At 66.8% G+C, this 17,115-nt stretch carries 16 protein-coding genes; 7 read left to right on the top strand and 9 right to left on the bottom strand.

Annotated elements, in window-relative coordinates; translation table 11 throughout:
• Positions 1-41 precede the first annotated feature (41 nt).
• From AC07UW_RS15315 to prpB, 5 genes are all read right to left on the bottom strand, one after another.
• Positions 42-1,502, bottom strand: coding sequence for a bifunctional 2-methylcitrate dehydratase/aconitate hydratase (locus AC07UW_RS15315; protein WP_495212353.1), 1,461 nt, complete (start codon positions 1,500-1,502; stop codon positions 42-44).
• A gap of 163 nt (positions 1,503-1,665) precedes the next feature.
• Positions 1,666-2,844: a 2-methylaconitate cis-trans isomerase PrpF gene (gene prpF, locus AC07UW_RS15320; RefSeq protein ID WP_495212354.1), complete on the bottom strand. Its 1,179-nt coding sequence runs from the start codon at positions 2,842-2,844 to the stop codon at positions 1,666-1,668.
• A gap of 51 nt (positions 2,845-2,895) precedes the next feature.
• Positions 2,896-5,514 carry a Fe/S-dependent 2-methylisocitrate dehydratase AcnD gene (gene acnD / locus AC07UW_RS15325; protein WP_495212355.1) on the bottom strand — a complete coding sequence of 873 codons (2,619 nt, stop codon included), beginning with the start codon at positions 5,512-5,514 and terminating at the stop codon, positions 2,896-2,898.
• 109 nt (positions 5,515-5,623) lie between these two features.
• Positions 5,624-6,781 carry a bifunctional 2-methylcitrate synthase/citrate synthase gene (gene prpC, locus AC07UW_RS15330; protein WP_025877010.1) on the bottom strand — a complete coding sequence of 386 codons (1,158 nt, stop codon included), beginning with the start codon at positions 6,779-6,781 and terminating at the stop codon, positions 5,624-5,626.
• 35 nt (positions 6,782-6,816) lie between these two features.
• The gene (gene prpB, locus AC07UW_RS15335) at positions 6,817-7,710 is read right to left on the bottom strand and encodes a methylisocitrate lyase (RefSeq protein WP_025877008.1); all 894 of its coding nucleotides are present in this window, start codon (positions 7,708-7,710) and stop codon (positions 6,817-6,819) included.
• A 154-nt stretch (positions 7,711-7,864) separates the two neighbouring features.
• Here prpB and prpR point away from each other — a divergent pair, with 154 nt between their 5' ends.
• Positions 7,865-9,448 (top strand): propionate catabolism operon regulatory protein PrpR, encoded by a 1,584-nt coding sequence (gene prpR / locus AC07UW_RS15340; protein ID WP_495212356.1) that lies wholly within the window; start codon positions 7,865-7,867, stop codon positions 9,446-9,448.
• A gap of 98 nt (positions 9,449-9,546) precedes the next feature.
• On the opposite strand, the gene AC07UW_RS15345 is transcribed toward prpR, so the two are convergent.
• The 3 genes from AC07UW_RS15345 to pdxH form a co-directional block, all read right to left on the bottom strand.
• Complete coding sequence (locus AC07UW_RS15345) at positions 9,547-10,011, bottom strand: DoxX family protein (protein ID WP_495212357.1); 465 nt, start codon at positions 10,009-10,011, stop codon at positions 9,547-9,549.
• A 140-nt stretch (positions 10,012-10,151) separates the two neighbouring features.
• A complete protein-coding gene (locus tag AC07UW_RS15350; RefSeq protein WP_495212358.1) occupies positions 10,152-10,544 on the bottom strand; it encodes a YqfO family protein in 393 nt (130 codons plus the stop codon).
• Between the two features lie 9 nt (positions 10,545-10,553).
• Positions 10,554-11,153, bottom strand: a complete 600-nt coding sequence (gene pdxH, locus AC07UW_RS15355; RefSeq protein WP_033831770.1) for a pyridoxamine 5'-phosphate oxidase — start codon at positions 11,151-11,153, stop codon at positions 10,554-10,556.
• 40 nt (positions 11,154-11,193) lie between these two features.
• Between pdxH and AC07UW_RS15360 the strand changes: the two genes are divergently transcribed.
• On the top strand, positions 11,194-12,021 hold the full coding sequence (locus AC07UW_RS15360) for a kinase (RefSeq protein WP_495212359.1): 828 nt from the start codon (positions 11,194-11,196) through the stop codon (positions 12,019-12,021).
• A gap of 6 nt (positions 12,022-12,027) precedes the next feature.
• Here the strand turns inward: AC07UW_RS15360 and AC07UW_RS15365 are convergent, their stop codons facing one another.
• A complete protein-coding gene (locus tag AC07UW_RS15365) occupies positions 12,028-12,231 on the bottom strand; it encodes a dodecin family protein (protein WP_025876997.1) in 204 nt (67 codons plus the stop codon).
• A gap of 98 nt (positions 12,232-12,329) precedes the next feature.
• Here AC07UW_RS15365 and AC07UW_RS15370 point away from each other — a divergent pair, with 98 nt between their 5' ends.
• The 5 genes from AC07UW_RS15370 (at position 12,330) to mdtD (ending at position 16,962) form a co-directional block, all read left to right on the top strand.
• Positions 12,330-12,872: a shikimate kinase gene (locus tag AC07UW_RS15370; RefSeq protein WP_032976596.1), complete on the top strand. Its 543-nt coding sequence runs from the start codon at positions 12,330-12,332 to the stop codon at positions 12,870-12,872.
• Positions 12,869-13,981: a 3-dehydroquinate synthase gene (aroB, locus tag AC07UW_RS15375; protein ID WP_223496180.1), complete on the top strand. Its 1,113-nt coding sequence runs from the start codon at positions 12,869-12,871 to the stop codon at positions 13,979-13,981. Before AC07UW_RS15370 ends, aroB begins: the two co-directional genes overlap by 4 nt.
• 129 nt (positions 13,982-14,110) lie before the next feature.
• A complete protein-coding gene (locus AC07UW_RS15380; protein WP_025876992.1) occupies positions 14,111-14,350 on the top strand; it encodes a WGR domain-containing protein in 240 nt (79 codons plus the stop codon).
• A 28-nt stretch (positions 14,351-14,378) separates the two neighbouring features.
• Positions 14,379-15,461 (top strand): uroporphyrinogen decarboxylase, encoded by a 1,083-nt coding sequence (hemE, locus tag AC07UW_RS15385; RefSeq protein ID WP_447945452.1) that lies wholly within the window; start codon positions 14,379-14,381, stop codon positions 15,459-15,461.
• A 91-nt stretch (positions 15,462-15,552) separates the two neighbouring features.
• Positions 15,553-16,962, top strand: a complete 1,410-nt coding sequence (gene mdtD / locus AC07UW_RS15390) for a multidrug transporter subunit MdtD (protein ID WP_100460053.1) — start codon at positions 15,553-15,555, stop codon at positions 16,960-16,962.
• Positions 16,963-17,115: the final 153 nt, after the last annotated feature.

Here is a 17,115-nt window from a genome sequence, read left to right on the forward strand (position 1 = left end):
GGGCCCATGCCAACCAAGGTTGGCACCTACCAAAGTGCCCCCTACCCCGGCAGGTACAGGTCCACGTAGTCGGTCACCGGCATCGCCGCCAGCGCCACCGGGTCCAGCGAGGCGGCCAGGACGCGCTGCTGCTGGGCGGTGGGAAAGCGGTGCGCCAGGTGCCGACGGAACTTGTCCATCAGCAGCGGGATACCCTCTGCGCGCCGGCGTGCGTGGCCCAGCGGGTACTCCACCAGCATCTCCGGCAGCGCGCTGCCGTCGTTGAAGCGCACCGTCAGCCCGTTGGCGATGCTGCGCTTGTCCGGGTCCAGGTAGTCGGCGCTGAGCTGCGGGTCTTCATGGCAGGTCATCTTCGCGCGCAGCGCGTCAATGCGCGGATCGGCCGCCATGTCGTCCTCGTAATCCTCGGCCACCAGCCGCCCATGCAGCAGCGCGATGGCCACCATGTACTGCACGCAGTGATCGCGGTCGGCCGGGTTGTGCAGCGGCCCCTGCTTGTCGATGATGCGGATGCAGGCTTCCTGGGTACGGATCGCGATGTGTTCGATGTCCTCGGCCGTTCGCCCCTGCGCGCGCAGCTGCTGGTGCAGGATGATCGCCGCCTCCACCGCCGTCTGCCCGTGGAATTCGGCCGGGAAACTGATCTTGAACAGCACGTTCTCCATCACGTAGCTGCCGAAGGGGCGACCGAGGGTCAGCGCCTGGCCATGCATCGATACCGCTTCGAAGCCCCAGGTCGGTGCACTGAGCACGCTGGGGTAGCCCATCTCGCCGGTGGCGGCCATCAGCGCCAGGCGTACGCCACGGCTGGTCGCATCACCGGCTGCCCAGCTTTTGCGCGAACCGGTGTTGGGCGCATGCCGGTAGGTGCGCAGCGCCTGCCCATCCACCCAGGCCAGCGACACCGCATTGAGCATGCGCTCGCGGTCCAGCCCCAGCATCTGCGCGACGACGGCGGTGGTGGCCACCTTGACCAGCAGCACGTGGTCCAGGCCGACCCGGTTGAAAGAGTTGCGTAACGCCAGCACGCCCTGGATCTCGTGCGCCTTGATCATCGCCAGCAGCACGTCATGCACGGTCGGCGACGGGCGTCGCAACGCCGCCGCGTTGCGGCCAAGCCAGTCGGCCACGGCGAGGATGCCACCGAGGTTGTCCGAGGGGTGACCCCATTCGGCGGCCAGCCAGGTGTCGTTGAAATCCAGCCAGCGCACCATTGCGCCGATGTTGAAGGCCGCCTGCACCGGATCAAGCACGAAATTGGTGCCGGGAACGCGCGCGCCGTTGGCCACGCTGATACCCGGCACCAGCGGGCCCAGCAGCTTGCTGCAGGCGGGGAAGGACAGCGCCTCCAACCCGCAGCCAAGCGTGTCGAGCAGGCAGTGATGCGCGGTCTGGAACGCCAGCGGCGAGTCGATGCGCGTGTCACGCACGTAGTCGACGATGTCCACCAGCAGCGCATCCCAGGCTGCACGCGCGTTGGATGGGGTGTGGCTGTCGGACATCATTGATCTCCTCGTTGCGTTGCCCTGCCGGGCCAGACCCGGTAGTGGCCAACCTTGGTTGGCGCGGGGTCTTTCCCGGACGTTGCCATTTCCATGCCAACCAAGGTTGGCATCTACCAAAGCGCGTGCAGCCTCACCCGCGATGATGGCATCCGCCACGCCATCACTCGGCCGGCACGCGTACCTTGCCTTCCATCAGCACGCGGGCGCTGCGGCTCATGATGGCCTTGGACACCGTCCACTGGCCGTCAACGAGTGCGGCCTGCGCACCCACGCGCAACGTGCCCGACGGATGCCCGAAGGTCACGGCCTCGCGCTCGCCACCGCCAGCAGCACGATTGACCAGCGTGCCGGGGATCGCCGCGGCGGTACCGATCGCCACTGCAGCGGTGCCCATCATCGCGTGGTGCAGCTTGCCCATCGACAGCGCGCGGGCATGCAGATCGATGTCCTCGGCCGGGATCGCCTTGCCGCTGGACGACACGTAGTCCTGCGCAGGGGCGACGAAGGCCACCTTCGGCGTGTGCTGGCGGGTCCCCGCGTCTTCCAGTTTCTGGATCAGGCCCATGCGCAGGGCGCCGTAGGCACGGATCTTTTCGAAGCGCTCCAGCGCCGCTTTGTCTTCATTGATCGCCGGCTGCAGTTCGGTGCCGGTGTAACCGAGATCGGCGGCGTTGAGGAAGATGGTCGGGATGCCGGCGGTGATCATCGTCACTTCGAAACTACCCTCGCCCGGCACGTCCAGCGTATCGACCAGGTTGCCGGTGGGGAACATCGCACCGGCGTCACCATCGTCGGACGGATCGAGGAATTCCAGCTGGATCTCGGCAGCGGGGAAGGTCACGCCATCCAGCTCGAAATCGCCGATCTCCTGCACCTGCCCATCGCGCATCGGCACATGGGCGATGATGGTCTTGCCGATGTTGGCCTGCCAGATGCGCACGGTGCACAAGCCATCGTGCGGCACCCGGGCCGGATCGATCAGGCCGTTGGCGATCGCGAACGGACCAACGGCGGTGCTGAGATTGCCGCAGTTGCCGCTCCAGTCCACGAATGCGGTATCGATCGACACCTGACCATACAGGTAATCCACGTCGTGATCCGGCACCGAGGCGGTGGAGATGATCACGCACTTGCTGGTGCTGGAGGTGGCCCCACCCATGCCGTCGGTCTGCTTGCCATACGGGTCGGGCGAGCCGATCACGCGCATCAGCAGCGCATCGCGTGCGGCACCCGGCACCTGAGCGGCCTCGGGCAGGTCCTGCAGGCGGAAGAACACGCCCTTGCTGGTACCACCGCGCATGTAGGTGGCGGGAATACGGAGTTGCGGGAGAAATGCCATGGAACGGTTCCTTGCAATGAAAGACGGCCCGTTGCCGGGCCGTCGGATGCCTTACGCCACCTTGGCGCCTTCCAGGAAGTCCTGGGCGAAGCGCTGCAGTACGCCGCCGGCCTCGTAGATCGCCACTTCCTCGTCACTGTCCAGGCGGCAGGTGACCGGCACGATCACGTCCTGGCCGTCGCGGCGGTGGATGACCACACGCAACTCGGCGCGCGGTGTACGTTCACCGATGACGTCGAAGGTTTCGGTGCCATCGATGCCCAGCGTCAGGCGGGTGGTGCCCGGCTTGAACTCCAGCGGCAGCACGCCCATGCCGATCAGGTTGGTGCGGTGGATGCGTTCGAAGCCTTCGGCAACGATGGCCTCCACGCCAGCCAGGCGCACGCCCTTGGCGGCCCAGTCACGCGAAGAGCCCTGCCCGTAGTCGGCACCGGCGATGATGATCAGCGGTTGCTTGCGCTCCATGTAGGTCTCGATCGCTTCCCACATGCGCATCACCTTGCCTTCCGGCTCGACGCGCGCCAGCGAACCTTGTTTCACGCTGCCGTCTTCATTGCGCACCATCTCGTTGAACAGCTTCGGATTGGCGAAGGTGGCACGCTGCGCGGTCAGGTGGTCACCGCGGTGGGTGGCGTAGGAATTGAAGTCCTCTTCCGGCAGGCCCATCTTCGCCAGGTATTCGCCAGCCGCACTCGAGGCCAGGATCGCGTTGGACGGCGACAGGTGGTCGGTGGTGATGTTGTCGGGCAACACCGCCAGCGCACGCATGCCGGCCAGCGAGCGCTCACCGGCCAGTGCACCTTCCCAGTACGGCGGACGACGGATGTAGGTGCTCTGCGGGCGCCAGTCGTACAGCGGGCTCACCGCTGCGCCGTGTTCGACGCGTACGTTGAACATCGGGTTGTAGACGCTGCGGAACTGCTCCGGCTTCACCGCCGCCTTCACCACCGCATCAATCTCGGCATCACTCGGCCAGATGTCCTTCAGGCGCACCTCGTTGCCGTCGGTGTCCACGCCCAGCACATCCTTCTCGATGTCAAAGCGGATGGTGCCGGCGATGGCGTAGGCGATCACCAGTGGCGGCGAGGCCAGGAACGCCTGCTTCGCATATGGATGGATTCGGCCGTCGAAGTTTCGGTTGCCCGACAGTACCGCCGTGGCGTACAGGTCACGGTCGATGATTTCCTGCTGGATCTTCGGATCCAGCGCGCCGCTCATGCCATTGCAGGTGGTGCAGGCGAAGGCGACGATGCCGAAGCCCAGCTTCTCCAGGTCCGGCAGCAGGCCCGCTTCTTCCAGGTACAGCTGCACGGCCTTGGAACCAGGTGCCAGCGACGACTTCACCCAAGGCTTGCGCAGCAGGCCGCGCTCGTTGGCCTTGCGTGCCAGCAGGCCGGCGGCGATCACGTTGCGCGGGTTGGAGGTATTGGTGCAGCTGGTGATGGCAGCGATGATCACCGCGCCATCCGGCATCAGGCCCTGTGCCTGCTCGGCCTTGCCGGCTTCCAGCTTGTCGGCATCGGCGATGCCGCGCTCGACCAGTTCCGATACCGGCAGGCGGCGATGCGGATTGCTCGGGCCGGCCATGTTGCGCACCACCGTCGACAGATCGAAGTGCAGCACGCGCTCGTATTCCGCAGTGGCCAGGTCATCGGCCCACAGGCCGGTGCTGCGCGCGTAGTTTTCAACCAGTGCGACCTGCTTTTCCTCGCGACCAGTCAGGCGCAGGTAGTCGATGGTCTGGCCGTCGATGTAGAACATCGCGGCGGTTGCGCCGTATTCGGGGCACATGTTGGAGATGGTGGCGCGATCACCGATGGTGAGTGCAGCGGCACCTTCGCCGAAGAATTCAAGCCAGGCGCCGACCACGCGCTCCTTGCGCAGGAATTCGGTCAGGGCCAGCACCACGTCGGTGGCGGTGATGTCCGGCTGCGGCCGACCGGTCAGCTCGACACCGATGATGTCCGGCAGGCGCATCCACGACGCACGGCCCAGCATCACGTTCTCTGCTTCCAGGCCGCCCACGCCGATGGCGATCACACCCAGCGCATCCACATGCGGGGTGTGGCTGTCGGTGCCCACGCAGGTATCGGGGAAGGCGACGCCGTCCTGCACGTAGATCACCGGCGACATTTTCTCCAGGTTGATCTGATGCATGATGCCGTTGCCCGGCGGAATCACGTCCACGTTCTCGAAGGCCAGCTTGGTCCAGTCGATGAAGTGGAAGCGGTCCTCGTTGCGACGGTCCTCGATGGCGCGGTTCTTCTCGAACGCCTGCGGATCGAAACCACCGCACTCCACTGCCAGCGAGTGATCGACGATCAGCTGCACCGGCACCACCGGGTTGACCTTGGCCGGATCACCGCCCTTGTCGGCGATCGCATCGCGCAGGCCGGCCAGATCCACCAGCGCGGTCTGGCCGAGGATGTCATGGCATACCACGCGCGCCGGGAACCACGGGAAATCCAGGTCGCGACGGCGCTCGATCAGCTGCTTCAGCGAGTCGGTCAGCGTGGCCGGATCGCAGCGACGCACCAGGTTCTCGGCCAGCACGCGCGATACGTACGGAAGCGTGGCGTAGGCACCGGGCTGGATCGCGTCGACGGCGGCGCGCGCATCGAAATAGTCCAGCGAGGCGCCGGGGAGGGTCTTGCGGTAATCGGTATTCATGGGCTGGCGGAATGCTCGTGGCGGGCCGGGTGCCGGCAATACGGCGGTGACGGCATCCGGCCGGCACGGGGCCGGCCGGATGCATGCAGCAGTGCAACAGTGGCGATGATCAGGAACGCTTGTCGATGGCCACGAAGTCGCGATCTTCCGGGCCGATGTAGTTGGCGCTCGGGCGGATGATCTTGCCGTCGATACGCTGTTCGACGATGTGCGCGCTCCAGCCGGCGGTGCGGGCGATCACGAACAGGGGGGTGAACATCGCGGTCGGCACGCCCATCATGTGGTAGCTGACGGCGCTGAACCAGTCCAGGTTCGGGAACATCTTCTTGATGTCCCACATCACCGTTTCCAGGCGCTCGGCGATGTCGTACATCTTCATGCTCGACTGCTCTTCGGACAGTTCGCGGGCGACGTCCTTGATCACCTTGTTGCGCGGATCGGACACGGTGTAGACCGGGTGGCCGAAACCGATCACCACTTCCTTGCGCTCCACCCGGGCCTTGATGTCTTCCTCGGCTTCGTCCGGATTGTCATAGCGCTTCTGCACTTCGAACGCCACTTCGTTGGCGCCGCCGTGCTTGGGGCCACGCAGCGCGCCGATGCCACCGCAGATCGCGCTGTACATGTCGCTGCCGGTGCCGGCGATGACGCGGCAGGCGAAGGTCGAGGCGTTGAACTCGTGCTCGGCGTACAGGATCAGCGAGGTGTGCATCGCCTTCACCCACGAATCCTGCGGCTTCTCGCCGTGCAGCAGGTGCAGGAAGTGGCCACCGATGGAGTCATCGTCGGTTTCCACGTCGATCGCACGGCCGTTGTGGCTCCAGTGGTACCAGTACAGCAGCATCGAACCGAGGCAGGCCATCAGCTTGTCGGCGATGTCGCGCGCGCCCGGATGATTGTGATCGTCCTTCTCCGGCGCCACGCAGCCGAGCACGGACACGCCGGTGCGCATCACATCCATCGGGTGCGCCGACGGCGGCAGTTCTTCCAGCGCGGCCTTCACCGCGGCCGGAATGCCACGCAGCGACTTCAGCTTGGCCTTGTACGAAACCAGCTCGGCGCGGGTCGGCAGCTTGCCATGCACCAGCAGGTAGGCGATTTCCTCGAACTCGCTGGTGTTGGCCAGGTCCAGGATGTCGTAGCCACGGTAGTGCAGGTCGTTGCCACTGCGGCCGACGCTGCACAGCGCGGTGTTGCCGGCAGCGGTGCCGGACAGGGCGACGGACTTCTTCGGCTTGAAGGTCGGGGTTGCGGTCGTATCGTTCATGTTTCCCTCCGAAACTTGATGGTGCAGGGTACTGCTTATTTCTTGGCGGCGAACAGCGCATCGAGCTGCTGCTCGAAGGCGTGGTAGCCGATACGGTCATACAGCTCCTCGCGGGTCTGCATGCTGTCGATCAGGTTGCGCTGGTGGCCTTCACGGCGGACCGTCTGGTAGACGTTCTCGGCGGCCTTGTTGGCGGCGCGGAACGCCGACAGCGGGAACAGCTGGATGGCAACGCCGGCCGAGGCCAGCTCGTCGCGGCTGAACAAGGGGGTCGCGCCGAATTCAGTGATGTTGGCCAGTACCGGCACCTTCACCGCATCGACGAAGCGGCGGTAGGTATCCAGGTCATAAGCGGCCTCGGCGAAGATGCCGTCGGCACCGGCTTCGACGCAGGCGATGGCACGTTCGATGGCCTTGTCCACGCCGTCCACCTGGATGGCGTCGGTGCGCGCGATCAGGAAGAAGTCCGGATCGGTCTTGGCATCGGCTGCGGCCTTCACGCGGTCGACCATTTCGCCCTGCGAGACGATCTCCTTGCCCGGGCGATGACCACAGCGCTTGGCGCCGACCTGGTCTTCGATATGACAGGCGGCCGCGCCCGCCTTGATCAGCGACTTCACGGTGCGCGCGATGTTGAACGCGCTGGGGCCAAAGCCGGTGTCGATGTCGACCATCAGCGGCAGGTCGCAGACGTCGGTGATGCGGCGCACGTCCACCAGCACGTCTTCCAGGGTGTTGATGCCCAGGTCCGGCAGGCCCAGCGAGCCGGCGGCCACGCCACCGCCGGACAGGTAGATGGCACGGAAACCCGCGCGCTTTGCCAGCAGCGCATGGTTGGCGTTGATCGCGCCGATCACCTGCAGCGGCGATTCGGCAGCCAGCGCCTCGCGGAAGCGGGCACCGGCGGAAGAGAGGGTCGAAACGGTCATGCGGCGATCCAGGTTGAAGGACACAGGGGTAAGCGCAAACACCATGCCAACCTGCAAGCGATTGATTTCACGGGGATGACCGGCCCGCAACACTGAAACATATGAAACATTGAAACGGATGTATCATGAAACATCGCCTCCCGGTCTCCGTTGCATGTACCTGCCCCGCTCACCCCTGCGCCACGCCGATGCCGACCCCGGCCGCCCGGTGATCTGGACGGTCAGCGTCTCGCGCCTGACCGGCCTGCTTGGCGATGTCATTCCCGAGTTCGACCGCCGCGCACGCATCGAGCAGATCAACCTGGGCTTCGAGGAAGCCGTGGAAGTGATCGGCCAGCGCCTGCGCCGCGAGCACTGCGACGTGGTGATTGCCGGCGGCTCAAACGCGGCCTGGTTGCGCGGTCGCCTGGACCTGCCGCTGGTACCGATCCACGCCAATGGCTTCGACCTGATGGAAGCGCTGGCGCGCGCCCGCCGCATCGCCCCACGCATCGGCCTGGTCACCCATGCCAGCGACGTGCCGGTGTTCAGCAGCTTCCAGCAGAGCTTCGGCCTGGACATCGAGCACCGCCGCTTCGTCACCCGCGAAGATGCCCGCGACTGCATCGCCGACCTGCGCGCCAACGGCATCGAAGTGATCGTCGGCACCGGCATGGCCATCGACCATGCCGAACAGGCCGGACTGCCCGGCGTGCTGCTGTACTCGGCTGATTCGGTGCGGCAGGCGTTCGAGCATGCGCTGGAGCTGACCCAGGCCATGGCCCGCTCCGGCGGCAGCCGGCCGGCTCCGCGCCGCCGCACCGCCGCACGCAACGATGCGCATGCCCTGCTCGGCGACAGCAATGCGATGGCCGACGTGCGCGCACAGATCGCGCTGTACGCCCCGCACGACAGCACCGTGCTGGTTACCGGCGAGACCGGCACCGGCAAGGAACTGGTTGCACGCCAGCTGCACGCCGCCAGCGGTCGTCGCGGTCGCTTCGTTGCGCTGAACTGCGGTGCGATCAGCGAATCACTGCTGGAAGCGGAGCTGTTCGGCTACAGCGACGGCGCCTTCACCGGTGCGCGTCGCGGGGGGCGCGTCGGCTTGGTCGAGGCAGCCGATGGCGGCACGTTGTTCCTGGACGAGATAGGCGAACTGCCGCTGCCATTGCAGACCCGCCTGCTGCGGGTGCTGGAAGAACGCGAAGTGCTGCGCGTGGGCGCCACCGAACCGACTCCAGTCGATCTGCGCGTGGTCGCCGCCACCCTGCAATCGCTGGAGCAGCGCGCGGCGGTCGGCAGCTTCCGCCGCGACCTGTATTACCGGCTGGCCGCGCTGCGCATCGCACTGCCCACTCTGCGTGCACGGCGAGGCGATATCCCGCTGCTGACCACGCACTTCTTCCGCGAACTGCGCGGCATCGATGCACCGCTGGATGCAGAAGCGCTGGCGCTGCTCAGCGCAGCCGATTGGCCAGGCAATGTGCGTGAACTGCGCAACCTGGTGGATAGGCTGCGCATCCACTGGCAGCCCAGTGAAGGGCTGATCGATGCAGCCCGCCTGCTGCAGCTGGCGCCGGAGCTGGTGAACGAAGGCGCCGCCACACTGCCAGTGGAAAGCAACGGCAAGCGCCCGCCGCGTGCGCAGCTGCAAGCGCTGCTGCAGGAACACCGCAATGACCGCGAAGGCATGGCGCAGGCGCTGGGTGTGTCACGCACCACGCTGTGGCGGTGGCTGCGCGCGGAGGGGTTGTAACGTCCTGCCGTCTGGGTGGTGCAAACCGATCTCTGGTGGGTGCCAACCTTGGTTCGCACCGCTTTTTCCCAGGTACCCCATCCACGCATGGCGTGGATCTACTGGAGCGCCGCGCGCGCTTCGATGGCGAACCGTCCACTGCCCACGGCCGCAACCCATAGCAGCAGCACGCCCAGCGGTACTTCGCTCAGGTAGAAGAACCAGCTCAGCCAATCCAGCACGCTCAGCCCCGCAGGAATGCGCGCAATGCCATCGGTGAGCGCCGCTACCGCGCAGATCGCCGCCAGCAGCAATGCCGAGGGGCGGGTCAACAGGCCCAGCACCAACAGGCCACCGGCAATCCACTCAATGGCCCCGAGCACCGGCGCGCTGAGTACCGGAAATGGAATGCCCGCATCGACCAGCGTGTGCACCATGCGCTCGCGCCCGGCGTCGGTGAACAGCTTGTTCCAGCCGGATACGCAGAACATCACGCCGGCGACGATGCGGGCGAGCAGCAGCAGGAACGCTTCCACGCCCTGGCGCGGCGATGGCACGGCAAACAGGCAACGCCAGGAGGGCATGGCAATTCCGGAAGTCGAGGACGTTCGTCGGAGTCTGCCGGTTGCTGACCTGCTCGCACATGAAGCTGGCCGGTCCGTTCGCGACAAACGGCTCTCGCAGTGGTACGCGTTGGAACAATGGCAGTCGTACAGGCTCGACCCTACGATGCAGGTGTACCGACCTTTCCATCCACGCATGGCGTGGATCTACCGGCCAGCAGCAGCTCGATCTCTTCCACCTGCACCACCGGCACCTGCCACGGGTGATGCGGCACGATGCCGTGCTCGAGGATGCGCTGTAGCCGCTGCGGATCGCGCGGCAGGCAGAACTCCAGCCGCACGCTGTCGACCACCTCGGTCTGCCCCGCCTCGCCCTGCGTGGGGATCGCACCCACGCGTGGCCGGAACTGTTCGAACCCCGGCACGGACCACCACATGCCGTGCTCGTAATCGCCAGCCACCAGTGCATCCACCGAAAGGATGCCCTGCTTCACCGCCTCCAGGGCAGGCACCGGCACGAACACCACCACGCGATACAGCGGCACGCGTTGCATCACGGTGCCTTACGGGTACAACAAGCGCTTGCTCCAGCGCCCTTCGGCACCGGCTTCATAGCACCAGCGCTCGTGCAGGCGGAACTGCGCGCCGTACCAGAACTCGATGCGGTCAGGCACCACCCGCAGACCACTCCAACCGTCCGGACGCGGCACGTCCTTGCCCTCGAAGCGCGCCTCGACCTCGGCCACGCGCGCGTCGAACTCCTCGCGCGAGTTCAACGTCTTCGACTGCAGCGACGCCCACGCGCCGATCTGGCTCATGCGCGGACGGCTGGCGAAATAGGCGTCGGCCTCGGCATCGGCCACCTGCTCCACGCGTCCCTCGATGCGCACCTGGATGCCGGCCTCGCGCAGGCTGCGCCACAGGAACAGCAGCGCCGCCTGCGGATTGGCCTGCAGCTCGTTGCCCTTGTGGCTGTCCAGGTGGGTGTAGAACACGAAGCCGCGCTCGTCGAACGCCTTCAACAGCACGGTGCGCGCCGATGGCCGGCCCTGCACATCGGCGGTCGCCACGGTCATCGCATTGGGCTCGACTTCGCGGCTCTGTTTCGCTTCTTCGAAAAGGGCGGCAAAGGTCGACAGGGCTTCGGCGTACAGGTCGCTCATGACAGCATTCTTCTCACACGGTTTGGGCTATTGTGGCGGCATGGTCGCCGCTGCGTACATGCCCCAGGTGAAAGGATTCCCCGAAACAGTGGTCGAGCAGGCGCTGGATGACGCGCTGGGCAGCAGCACAGCCGTTCCAGTATTGGCGATCAGCGGCCTGCAGGGGAGCGGCAAATCGACGCTGGCCTCGCAGGTGGTTGCCCGTGCCCAGGCGCGTGGCCTGAACGCCGCAACGCTGTCCATCGACGATGTCTACCTGACCCGCGCACAACGCCAGCGCCTGGCCCGGCAGGTGCATCCGTTGTTGATCACCCGTGGCCCACCGGGCACACACGACCTGCCGCTGGCACATGCGGTACTGGACGCAGTGGCAGCTCGACAGCCCCTGGCCCTGCCCCGCTTCGACAAGCTGGCCGACGAGCGCCTGCCCGAAGCGCAGTGGCCGCAGCTGCAAACGCCGCTGGACCTGCTGGTGTTCGAGGGCTGGTTCCTGGGTACCCCGGCGCAGGACGATGCCGAACTGGAGGCGCCGCTCAATGCGCTGGAGCGCGAGGCCGATGCCGATGGCCGTTGGCGGCGCTGGTGCAACCAGGCGCTGGCCCGCGACTACCCGGCGCTGTGGCAGCGCTGTGACCGCCTGTGGTTCCTGCAACCCCCTGATTTTTCGGTGGTGCCGCGTTGGCGCTGGCAGCAGGAGCAGAACCTGCAGGCGGCCCAGCCGGGGCGGCACGGTATGAACCGGCCCCAGCTGGAGCGCTTCGTGCAGTACTACGAGCGGGTCAGCCGGCAGGCGTTGCGTGCGCTGCCGGCCATTGCCGACCGGGTAGTGGCGCTGGATGCCCAGCGCCAGGTGCAAGGGCTGCGCTGAGCAGCCTCACTCCACCAGGAAGGTGACCCGCAGGTTCACCCGCCATTCGGTGATCTCACCGTTGCCGTCGGTGACCACCTTGGTCTCGTTGATCCAGGCGCCCTGGATGCCCTTGACCGTCCCGGACACCTTCTTCAATCCGCTGCGCACTGCGTCCTCCACGCTCTTGGGCGAGGACGCATTGATTTCGATGACCTTGGCAACCGACATGGCAGGCACTCCATCAGGCGCGGGATACCCCGCAGGAACCCCCACCCTGCCGTGAAGAACGTAAAGGCCAAGGCACGGAGGTGTTAGCATCAGAGGGCATGAATCCCGCTCCGAACCTGATCCTGATCGGCCCGATGGGCGCCGGTAAAACCTGCATCGGCCGCCGCCTCGCCGAGCGCTTCACGCTGGACTTCGTCGACGTCGACCAAGCCATCGTCGATGCGACCGGGGCCAGCATCCCCACGATCTTCGAGCATTCCGGCGAAGCCGGCTTCCGCGCCCATGAGCGCCAGGCGCTGGCGCAGGTGCTGGCCGGCCGTGGCCAGCTGGTGTCCACCGGCGGCGGTGCCGTGCTTGACCCGGACAATCGCGCCCTGATCGCCAAGCGAGGCTTTGTCGTCTACCTGCGGGTCAGCGTCGCAGCCCAGCTGGAGCGCCTGTCACGCGACAAGGCCCGGCCACTGCTGCAGCGGCCGGACCGCGAACAGGTGCTGCATGATCTGGCCGCGCATCGCGACCCGCTGTATCGCGACCTGGCCGATGTCACTCTTGATACCGACCCGTTTACCGCCGCCGATGCCACTGCCCAGCTTGTCGTCAAGCTGGCCACGCACTGGCAGCGACAGGACCCCACTGCATGACCTCCCCTGCCCTGCTGCAGGTCGCCGTTGGCGGCGACCGTCCCTATTCCATCACCATCGGTGCCGGCGCCCAGGCCGACGGCGCCGCACTGGCCCGCCATGTGCGTGGCCGCCATGTCTTGCTGGTCAGCGACAGCGAGGTTGCTCCGCGCTATCTGGATGCCGTCAGGCAGACGCTGCTGGCCGCACGCCCGGACCTGATCGTGGGTGAGCATGTGCTGGCCGCCGGTGAAGCCTCCAAGACCCTGGCCGAGTTCGGCTCGGTCATCGAGGCGCTGGCCGCGCTCGGCGCGACCCGCGATGCCTGCGTGTTCGCCCTCGGTGGTGGTGTGGTCGGCGACCTCGCCGGCTTCGCCGCGGCCTGCTGGATGCGCGGCGTCGACTGCGTGCAGCTGCCAACCACGCTGCTGGCGATGGTCGACTCCTCGGTGGGCGGCAAGACCGCCGTGGATATCCCGGCCGGCAAGAACCTGGTCGGTGCGTTCCACCCACCGCGTGCGGTGATCGCCGATACCCGCGTGCTGGCCACCCTGCCGCCGCGCGAGCTACGCGCCGGCCTGGCCGAAGTGGTGAAGTACGGCGCACTGGGTGATGCGGTGTTCTTCGAATGGCTGCAGCAGCATGCCGAGGCACTGGCGGCCGGCGAGGATGCGGTCATCGCCGAGGCCATCGCCCGCAGCTGCCGGCACAAGGCCGCCATCGTCGAGCGCGATCCCTTCGAGAAGGGCGAGCGCGCCCTGCTCAATCTTGGCCATACCTTCGGCCACGCCATCGAAACCGAACAGGGCTACTCCGCACCGGGACGCGATGCACTGAACCACGGTGAAGCCGTAGCAGTGGGCATGGTGCTGGCGGCACGCCTCTCCACCCACCTGGGCCTGGCCGACGACGCCGACCGGGTGCGCCTGCAGGCGCTGCTCGAACAGCTTGGCTTGCCGGTGGCAATTCCCGCCGGGCTGGACCCGCAGGCCCTGCTCGGCCGCATGCGCCTGGACAAGAAGAATGTAGCCGGCCGCCTGCGCCTGGTGCTGTGGCGTGGCATGGGCCGCGCCGAAGTCGTACCGGACGTGGATGAAGCGGCGGTACTGAAGGTGCTGGGCGGCCACTGAGCGGTAGTGCCGGCCGCTGGCCGGCATCCACGCTACACCACCGACCTTCATGACGTTGCCGGCCAGCGGCCGGCACTACCAGGTCAGCGTTGCGGCAGGGGTCACACCACCCCCGCTACAATCGACACCATGCACGTCCACCTGCAACAACCCGCCGACGGTGCCCAGGCACCGCGCTTCCTGCGCCTGACCCTGGTCCCGGACCTGTTCGGCGGCTGGGAACTGCTGCGTGAATCCGGCCGCGTCGGCGCCCGCTCGCAGCTGCGGCGAGAGCTGTACCTGACGGCCGACGAAGCCCGCCACGCCTACGACAAGGCCCGCGATGCCGAACTGCATCGGGGCTTCCAGATTCTTTCGCACGGCGACTGACTGCGCCGCTGCCCATTTCGCCCAAGGAATGCCCACTGTGACCAGCCCTCTCCGCAACGATCGCCTGCTGCGCGCCCTGCGCCGCGAACCGGTGGACTGCACCCCTGTCTGGCTGATGCGCCAGGCCGGTCGCTACCTGCCGGAGTATCGCGCCACCCGGGCCAAGGCCGGCAGCTTCCTGGCCATGGCCAAGAACCCGGAGATCGCCTGCGAAGTCACCCTGCAGCCGCTGCGCCGCTTCCCGCTGGACGCGGCCATCCTGTTCTCGGACATCCTCACCATTCCCGATGCCATGGGCCTGGAGCTGTACTTCGTCGAAGGCGAAGGCCCAAAGTTCCGTCACCCGGTGCGCGATGAAGCGGCCATCGCCAAGCTGGCGGTACCGGACATGGAGCAGGATCTGGGCTATGTGATGGACGCGGTGCGCCTGATCCGCCGCGAACTGGATGGCCAGGTGCCGCTGATCGGTTTCTCCGGCAGCCCGTGGACGTTGGCCTGCTACATGGTCGAAGGCGGCGGCAGCAAGGATTTCGCACGCATCAAGGCGATGGCACTGAACCATCCGCAGGCCCTGCACCGCCTGCTGGAGGTAACCACCGACGCGGTGATTGCCTACCTCGGCGCGCAGCGCGCCGCCGGTGCGCAGGCACTGCAGGTGTTCGACACGTGGGGCGGCGTGCTGTCGCCGGCGATGTACCGCGAGTTCTCGCTGCGCTACCTGCAGCGTATCGCCGAAAGCCTGGAGCGCGGCGAAGGCAGCGAGCGCACGCCACTGATCCTGTTCGGCAAGGGCACCGGCCTGCACCTGGAAGCGCTGTCGCAGACCGGCGCCGATGCGCTCGGCCTGGACTGGACGCTGGACCTGGACGAAGCGCTGCGCCGCACCGGTGGCCGCGTAGCCCTGCAGGGCAACCTGGACCCGACCACGTTGTATGCCTCGCCCGATGCGATCGCCGCGGCGGCCGCACGCGTGCTCGATACCTATGCCGCCGGCAACGGTGGTTCGCGCGAGGGCCATGTGTTCAACCTCGGCCACGGCATGTCGCCGGACATGGACCCGGCCCATGTACAGGTGCTGGTCGACGCAGTGCACGCACACAGCCAACGCTGAGCATCGCGCAGGCAATCACGGCGCGATGTTGATCGCGCCGTGACCCGCAGTGCGCGATCATGGCGCCCCCACGTTGCACCGGCCACGCCCCATGTCCACAGCGCCATCGACCTACACCCGCCAGCGTCCCCTGCTGTGGCTGGTTTCGCTGGCGATCTTCATGCAGATGCTGGACTCGACCATCGTCAACACGGCCTTGCCGGCGATGGCGGCCAGCCTAGGCGAAAGCCCGCTGCAGATGCAGTCGGTGGTCTTCAGCTACGCGCTGGCAGTGGCCACCTTCATTCCCGCCTCCGGCTGGATCGCCGACCGCTACGGCACCCGTCGCACCTTCCTGGTGGCGATCATCCTGTTCACCCTCGGCTCGCTGGCCTGCGCGATGGCGCAGCAGCTGCATCAGCTGGTGGCCGCGCGCGTACTGCAGGGCATCGGCGGCGCGATGCTGCTGCCGGTCGGGCGCCTGGCGGTGATGCGCTCGGTGCCACGCGAGGACTTCCTGCGTGCGATGAGCTTCATCGCCATTCCCGCATTGGTGGGTCCGCTGATCGGCCCCACGCTGGGCGGTTGGCTGGTCGAGATCGCCTCGTGGCACTGGGTGTTCCTGATCAACCTGCCGATCGGCGTCATCGGCTTCATCGCGGCGATGAAGATCATGCCCGACCACTACGCCAGCCACCGCACCCGGTTCGACCTTCGCGGCTACGCCATGCTGGCCTTTGCGATGGTGGTGCTGTCGCTGGCACTGGATGGGATTTCCGGGCTCGGTACACCACACGCGCTGGTGATGCTGATGACCGTGGCCGGCCTGGCCGCGCTGGTCGGCTACTGGCTGCACGCAGCAAACTCAACGGCGCCGCTGTTCTCCCTGGCACTGTTCCGCGTGCCCAGCTACCGCATCGGCATTCTCGGCAACCTGTTCTCGCGCATCGGCAGCAGTGCCATGCCGATGCTGATTCCGCTGCTGCTGCAGGTCGGCCTTGGCCTCGGGCCGATGAACGCCGGCCTGATGATGGTGCCGGTGGCCGCCGCAGGCATGGTGTCGAAGAAGCTGGCGGTGAAACTGGTTGAACGCTACGGCTATCGCCGCGTGCTGATGACCAACACCGTGCTGGTCGGCCTGGCGATGGCCAGCTTCATCCTGATGACACCGGGCCAGCACCTGTCCGTGCGCCTGCTGCAACTGGCCTTCTTCGGTGCGGTCAATTCGCTGCAGTTCACCGTGATGAACACCGTCACCCTGCGCGACCTCGACCGCGAGTTTGCCAGTTCCGGCAACAGCCTGCTGTCGATGGTGATGATGCTCGCCGCCGGCTTCGGTGCAGCCGCCGCAGGCAGCCTGCTGGCCGCATTCGGCACGCAGCTGGAAGGCCACGGCGCCACGGCTGCGCTGCACGCCACGTTCCTGTGCGTGGGCGCGATCACGCTCACGTCGACGCTGATCTTCTGGCAGCTGCCCGACACCAAGCCGGAACCGCGCGAGGTCGAGCACGTAGCGGAGTAGTGGGTTCGGCAGGGCTGCGCCCTGCACCTGCAGAGGCCACTGCGCAAGCAACAGCAACAGCTGGCTATCCGTGGGATGGCGGGGCGGTGTGGGCTTGCAGGACACGCCGTAAACCCATCCATGGGGGCTCGATGGCGCCATCCATGGCGCCAA

This window comes from Stenotrophomonas sp. GW821-FHT02D01, from assembly GCF_059421765.1.

Coding starts and splice junctions, on each gene's coding strand:
- AC07UW_RS15315 (WP_495212353.1), bottom strand. CDS start 1,502: ATGTCCGACAGCCACACCCCATCCAACGCGCGTGCAGCCTGGGATGCG.
- prpF (WP_495212354.1), bottom strand. CDS start 2,844: ATGGCATTTCTCCCGCAACTCCGTATTCCCGCCACCTACATGCGCGGT.
- acnD (WP_495212355.1), bottom strand. CDS start 5,514: ATGAATACCGATTACCGCAAGACCCTCCCCGGCGCCTCGCTGGACTAT.
- prpC (WP_025877010.1), bottom strand. CDS start 6,781: ATGAACGATACGACCGCAACCCCGACCTTCAAGCCGAAGAAGTCCGTC.
- prpB (WP_025877008.1), bottom strand. CDS start 7,710: ATGACCGTTTCGACCCTCTCTTCCGCCGGTGCCCGCTTCCGCGAGGCG.
- prpR (WP_495212356.1), top strand. CDS start 7,865: ATGTACCTGCCCCGCTCACCCCTGCGCCACGCCGATGCCGACCCCGGC.
- AC07UW_RS15345 (WP_495212357.1), bottom strand. CDS start 10,011: ATGCCCTCCTGGCGTTGCCTGTTTGCCGTGCCATCGCCGCGCCAGGGC.
- AC07UW_RS15350 (WP_495212358.1), bottom strand. CDS start 10,544: ATGCAACGCGTGCCGCTGTATCGCGTGGTGGTGTTCGTGCCGGTGCCT.
- pdxH (WP_033831770.1), bottom strand. CDS start 11,153: ATGAGCGACCTGTACGCCGAAGCCCTGTCGACCTTTGCCGCCCTTTTC.
- AC07UW_RS15360 (WP_495212359.1), top strand. CDS start 11,194: ATGGTCGCCGCTGCGTACATGCCCCAGGTGAAAGGATTCCCCGAAACA.
- AC07UW_RS15365 (WP_025876997.1), bottom strand. CDS start 12,231: ATGTCGGTTGCCAAGGTCATCGAAATCAATGCGTCCTCGCCCAAGAGC.
- AC07UW_RS15370 (WP_032976596.1), top strand. CDS start 12,330: ATGAATCCCGCTCCGAACCTGATCCTGATCGGCCCGATGGGCGCCGGT.
- aroB (WP_223496180.1), top strand. CDS start 12,869: ATGACCTCCCCTGCCCTGCTGCAGGTCGCCGTTGGCGGCGACCGTCCC.
- AC07UW_RS15380 (WP_025876992.1), top strand. CDS start 14,111: ATGCACGTCCACCTGCAACAACCCGCCGACGGTGCCCAGGCACCGCGC.
- hemE (WP_447945452.1), top strand. CDS start 14,379: ATGCCCACTGTGACCAGCCCTCTCCGCAACGATCGCCTGCTGCGCGCC.
- mdtD (WP_100460053.1), top strand. CDS start 15,553: ATGTCCACAGCGCCATCGACCTACACCCGCCAGCGTCCCCTGCTGTGG.